This is a genomic window from Streptomyces huiliensis (assembly GCF_020037025.1).
Lineage (GTDB): Bacteria > Actinomycetota > Actinomycetes > Streptomycetales > Streptomycetaceae > Streptomyces > Streptomyces huiliensis.
In genome coordinates this window covers 1-5,574 of the sequence record NZ_JAIQLH010000408.1, presented here as the reverse complement: position 1 = coordinate 5,574, position 5,574 = coordinate 1, and the positions used below count along the sequence as shown (strand labels likewise).

4 protein-coding genes and 1 pseudogene are annotated in these 5,574 nt (G+C 75.9%); 1 reads left to right on the top strand and 4 read right to left on the bottom strand.

The genetic code is table 11. The features are described from left to right. Nucleotides 1–1,101, bottom strand: a 1,101-nt coding sequence (locus tag JNW98_RS34315; protein WP_223772200.1) for a phosphomannomutase/phosphoglucomutase, incomplete at its 3' end; no start/stop codon positions are given. Nucleotides 1,102–1,362: 261 nt separating this feature from the next. Continuing rightward, nucleotides 1,363–1,827, bottom strand: a complete 465-nt coding sequence (locus JNW98_RS34310; RefSeq protein ID WP_223772199.1) for a DUF3499 domain-containing protein — start codon at nucleotides 1,825–1,827, stop codon at nucleotides 1,363–1,365. 274 nt (nucleotides 1,828–2,101) lie between these two features. Between JNW98_RS34310 and JNW98_RS34305 the strand changes: the two genes are divergently transcribed. After that, nucleotides 2,102–2,608: a metallopeptidase family protein gene (locus JNW98_RS34305; RefSeq protein WP_372459399.1), complete on the top strand. Its 507-nt coding sequence runs from the start codon at nucleotides 2,102–2,104 to the stop codon at nucleotides 2,606–2,608. 38 nt (nucleotides 2,609–2,646) lie between these two features. On the opposite strand, the gene JNW98_RS34300 is transcribed toward JNW98_RS34305, so the two are convergent. Together JNW98_RS34300 and JNW98_RS34295 are read right to left on the bottom strand one after the other, a co-directional pair. Further along, nucleotides 2,647–4,224: a DUF5719 family protein gene (locus JNW98_RS34300; RefSeq protein WP_223772201.1), complete on the bottom strand. Its 1,578-nt coding sequence runs from the start codon at nucleotides 4,222–4,224 to the stop codon at nucleotides 2,647–2,649. A gap of 59 nt (nucleotides 4,225–4,283) precedes the next feature. After that, nucleotides 4,284–5,574, bottom strand: a pseudogene (locus tag JNW98_RS34295) (family 2 glycosyl transferase); the annotation flags it as partial.

Here is a 5,574-nt window from a genome sequence, read left to right as displayed (position 1 = left end):
GTCGTACTCGCGGACGAGCTCGGAGAGCGGCTTGTCCTGGCCGCCGAGGGCGGCGAGGACGTGCAGCGCGGCGAGCATGCCGGTGTCGGCGTTCCAGAAGTCGCGGAAGTAGTAGTGGGCGGAGTGCTCGCCGCCGAAGATGGCGCCGGTACGGGCCATCTCCTGCTTGATGAACGAGTGCCCGACGCGGGTGCGGACCGGCTTGCCGCCGTGCTCCTTGACGACCTCGGGGACCGACCAGGAGGTGATCAGGTTGTGGATGACCGTCCCGCCGGGGTGCTTGCCGAGCTCGCGGGCGGCGACCAGGGCGGTGATCGCGGACGGAGAGACGGGGTCGCCGTTCTCGTCGACGACGAAGCAGCGGTCGGCGTCGCCGTCGAAGGCGAGGCCGATGTCGGCGCCGGTCTCCCGGACCTTGGCCTGGAGGTCGACCAGGTTCTTGGGGTCGAGGGGGTTGGCCTCGTGGTTGGGGAAGGTGCCGTCGAGCTCGAAGTAGAGCGCGATCAGGTCGATCGGCAGCCCCTCCAGCACGGTGGGGACGGTGTGGCCGCCCATGCCGTTGCCCGCGTCCACGACGGTCTTCAGCCGGCGGATCCGGCCGAGGTCGACCAGGGAGCGCAGGTGGGCGGCGTAGTCGGCGAGGGTGTCCCGCCGCGACAGGCTGCCGGGGGTGGCGACGGGCTCGGGGGCGCCGTTCTCCGACCAGTCCTCGACCAGCGCGCGGATGTCGGCGAGGCCGGTGTCCTGGCCGACGGGGGCGGCGCCGGCGCGGCACATCTTGATGCCGTTGTACTGCGCCGGGTTGTGGCTGGCCGTGAACATGGCGCCGGGCAGGCCGAGATGGCCGCTGGCGAAGTACAGCTGGTCGGTCGAGCAGAGCCCGATCTCCGTGACGTCGGCGCCCCGGGCGGCGGCGCCGCGCGCGAAGGCCCGGGCCAGGCCCGGGGACGAGGGCCGCATGTCGTGCCCGACGACGATCGCGTCCGCCTCGGTCACCTTGGCGAAGGCAGCGCCGAACAGCTCGGCGAGCGCCTCGTCCCACTGGTCGGGGACCACACCGCGCACGTCGTACGCCTTCACGAGCTGCGACAGATCAGCCACGTCTCACCCTCCTGGAGTCCGGTACAGGTCCGGTACAGGTACCCAAACCTACCCGGACCCACCGCCCGTTCCGGCGGCGGACGGCCGTCGGGCGGCCGAACCAGGGGCAAACCAGGGATGCAGCGCGGCCGGATCAGGGCTGAACCAGGGGCGGATCAGGGCCGGATCAGGGGTGAAAGGCCGGCGGAGGGGGAAGGTGACGCGGCCGGAACCCGCCGCCGGGCGACGGGGCTTCAGGGCACTCCTTCAGGGCACTCGGCGTCAGGAGTCCGGCGAGCGCAGCACCCTGAGGTGGCCCCGGCGGGCGACCTCCATCGGGTTGACCTCGCGGCTGCTGGGGCCGATGGGCCCCTTGGGCTGGCCCCCGACGGACCCGGCGCCGGGTCCGCCGCCGGCGGCGCGCTCCTGCGGACGGGCCGCCTCGCGGACGGCGTTGGCCAACGCTTCGAGGTCGTCACTGCTGGGACGGGCGGGACCGGTGTCCACGGCGAGCCGGACGACGTCCCACCCGCGGGGGGCGGTCAGCCGCTCGGAGTGCTCGGCGCACAGGTCGTAGCAGTGGGGTTCGGCGTAGGTGGCGAGCGGGCCGAGGACGGCGGTCGAATCGGCGTAGACGTACGTCAGCGTCGCGACGGCCGGGCGGCCACACGCGGTGCGCGAACAGCGACGTACAGGGCTCACGAGGTGGGACGGTACCGCACTCTTGAGCGGGCCGCGACGACTCACTCCTGGCTCACCCCTCCGTGTCGTGCCGGAGCGCCCGGTGGACACCGCCCCCGAACCGCCGGGTCGACCTGCGCGGGGAGGGCGTGGGACACACTGCGCGGCCCTGGAACTCTGTCATCACTCAGCCACCATAGTGTCATTCGGGATGCGATCGGCGGTCTCGCCGTCGGCTTTATCCGATCGCAAGCAACAACGGAACGCTCATCGGGCGACATCCGATGAGATGCGCGGCTACCGCGCGTACACGGCCGACCGGCGGATACTCTTCGAGGTGATGGACAGCCCCGACAGCCCCGCACCTTCGCCGGCCGGCCCGAGTGGTTCGAACGGCCCGCACGGCCCGAACGGTCGCCGCCCGCGCCACCGCGACCGGCACGGCCGCGGCATGCGCGGCCCGATCGCCCCGCCGCAGGTCCCGCTGTCGGTGAGCCGGGCGGAGGCGTTCGTCGACCTCGTCCAGGACTCGGCGGAGCGGCTGGAGCGCCGCTGGCCGCAACTGGCGTCGGTGGACTTCGCGGTGCGCGAGGTGCCCGTGCCCGGTGAGGACGGCGAGCCGGACGAGGCGCTGTTCCTCGACGGCGGCTCGGTCCCGCTCGGGCGCTACGTCGCGGCCCACGGCGACGAGCCCGACCGGATCGTCATCTACCGCCGCCCGGTGGAGATCCGCTCCAAGAACCGTGACGACCGGGCGCTGCTGGTGCACGAGGTCGTCGTCGAGCAGGTCGCCGAACTCCTGGGCCTGGCCCCGGAGTCGGTGGATCCGCGCTACGGGCAGGACTGACTGCGCGGGGCCGGGGGCCACGCCGGTCCCCCGCCCCGTCAGCGCGTGACCGTGGTCACGTCGGACCGCACCGCGGGGACCTCCACCGTCGAGCGGTCGTCCGGGACCGGCTGCACGGTGAACGCCGGCACGCCGTCCCGCGGGAGCGTCAGCGTCCGGGCGGCGTGGACCGGCCCGCCGGAGACCGTCTCCACCGTGAGCGCGGAGCCGCTTTTGCCGCCACCCCCCGGAACCGGCGGCTCCACGGTGAGCGTGGTGCCGGGCCGGACGGTGTACGTCCGGGTGGCCGGGCTCCCCCCGCCGGCCGCCCAGGCCGTGACCTTGACCCGAGCCTCGGCGCCGGGCGCGGCCAGGGACAGTGAGGTGCCCTTGGCCCGGGCGTCCGCCACCGTGCCGCGGGCGCCGACGGGGGCGGTCGCAGGGAGGAACGCCGTCTCCTGCTTGTCCCCCTTGCCGCGGGTCACCCGCAGCCCGGCGACGACCTTCCCGCCGTCCTCGGCCGTGAGCAGCAGCGAACCGGCCTCGCCCCGGGCGACGCCGTCCAGTTCGGCCGTCTCCGTGGTACCGCTCCTGACGTGCAGCGTCTCGTGGCCCGCCGGGGTGATCGACCCGGTGGGGCCGGCGAAGCGGAGCTTGAGGTCGGCGTCCTCGCCGCCGGGGGCGAAGGCGACGAGCCGCACGGAGGTGGCGTCGGCCGGGATGCCCGGCAGGACGGCGGCCGCGGCCGGCTCGGAGGCCGGCAGCCAGTCGCCGCCCTGCTTCTCGTCGGACGCCTGCACGGCCGCGCCGACCCGTCCGGAACGGGCGGTGACGTGCAGGGTGAGGTTCTCGGCGGGCGTGTCGGTCAGGGTGCTCAGCAGGACGGGCACCGACGAGCGCGGCGGGACGGTGACGCCCTCGCCGGCGGGCGCCGCGACGCGGCCGTCCTTGCCGTGCAGCTCCAGGTCGACGACGGCGGCGGTGCCGGGGTCGGGGTTGGTGAGGTGGACGTAGTCCTGGCGGCCCTTGGCCGTGGCGACGCCCGGGAACCAGAACGACGTGTCGGCCGGCGCGCAGGTCAGCCCGTGCAGGCCGCGCCCGCTGCCCGCCGCGACGGCCGTCGTCTGCTGCACCGTGTAGCCGGGGGCGAGCGGTCCGTCGGCGGAGCCGGTGAGGGCGGGGGCGTCGAAGCGGTCGGTGGTGGCGGTCGCGGGGGCGCCGGGGGCCTTGAGGGCGAGGACGGGTCCGGTGCCCGGGGCGGTCTTGCCGCCGCTTTCCCGCTTCTTTTCCGCCGCCTTCTTCTCGTCCTTCGTCGCCGGTGCCTGGCTCTTCGTCGTCGTCAGCGGCAGCAGGTCGGCCGGCCGCCGTGTGTCCCGGCCGCCGGCCGCCGCCTTGGCGGACGCGGGGGCGCCGGGAGAGAACGCCGTGTACGTCGTCTCCGCCACCTCGGAGGAGGCCGGCGCCGGGCAGACTACGGCCGACCGCTGGACCGGCATGTGGGCGGCGGATTTCACGCTCCGGGTCCCGCTCCCGCCATCCCCGCCATCGTCGCTCGAGGGCCCGGCGACCACCGCGACGCCGGTGACGGCGGCGAGCGCCGCCACGGTCGCGAACAGCGAGACGGTCGTGCGCTTCACCGCCGCCCGCTCGCGCTTCGCTCCCGCCCGCTCGCGCTTCGCTCCTGATCGCTGGCGCTTCACCGCTGGTCGCTCCCGTCACGCCGGAGGCCGTGGCCGTCGTCGTACGTCGTGTCGTGGCCCTGCCCGCCGTATCCGCCGGTCCCGCCGTACCCGTACGGGTCCTGGCCCCCGTAGGGGTCGTGAGCGGCGTGGTGGCCCTGCCCCTGGTACGCGTCCCCGTACCCGCCCGACCCCTCCGGGTAGGGCTGCGGAGAACCGGAGGCGCCGTACGACCCGTAGGTCCCGTAGGGGTCGTACGAGCCGGCGTCCCAGCTCCCGTCCGCCGCCCCCTGGGCGTACTGCGGGGCGGGCGCCGCGGCGTACGGATCCGCCATGGCGTACGGGTCCGCCGAGGGCTGCTCGTACGGCCCGGCCGGCACCGGCTCCGGCCCGGCCGGCCCGCTCTCCGCCCCCGCTGTCGCCGTCTGCCGCCCCTCGGCTGCGGCGCGCAGCCGGCGGGCCCGCCGGCCCTCCCCGGCCGGCGCCTGCTCGGGCAGGGACACGGCCTCCGCGGCGGGCACCACCGCGTCGGGCAGGTCGTCGTCGACGTGCCGGCGGCGGCCCGGCAGGGCGAGGACGACCAGGACGGCCGCGAGCAGCCCCTGCGTCCACACCCAGGCGGTCCGGCCGAACGGCGTCTCGTACGAGAGCTCCAGCCGGCCACCCGCGGCCGGGAGCCGGAAGCCCTGCGCCCAGCCGTCGAGGGTGACGCGCGGCAGCGGACGCCCGTCGAGGGCGGCCCGCCAGCCGGGCGCGGCCCGGTCGGCGAGGCGCAGCACCCGGCCGTCCTTCCCGGAGGGGATCGTCGCCCGGGCCCCTACGGGTCCGGAGGGGACGGCCACGGGGTCGGCGCCCTCGGTGACGACGCTCACCCGGGAGACCGGCCGGTCGACCCGCCACAGCGCGGTGCGCCCCTCCTGGCTGAGCCGGGTGAGGCCGGGGGCGGCGTCCAGGGCGGCGCCCAGGTCCTTGGCGGCGCCGTCGCGGACGAGGACGAAGCCGACGGCGTACTCGGCGAGGCGCGCGGCCTGGTCGGCGCCGGAGCCGGCGACGAGGTCGGCGACGACGGAGTCCAGCCGCGCGTCCCGGCCGGGCGCCACCGCGTCGTCGCCCATCCGGATGCCGGAGCCGCGGACGAGCGCGTAGGAGAGGTGCGCGGTGTGCCCTGGGTCCTGGGCGAGGACCAGGGTCCGCGCCCGGTCGCGGGTGGTCGCCGCCTCGGCGACGAACGCCGGGACCTGCACGGGGTCGCGCCGCTCCAGCGGCCCCCCGGCCCCGCCGGCCGCCCAGGCGACGGCGGCGGCGAGC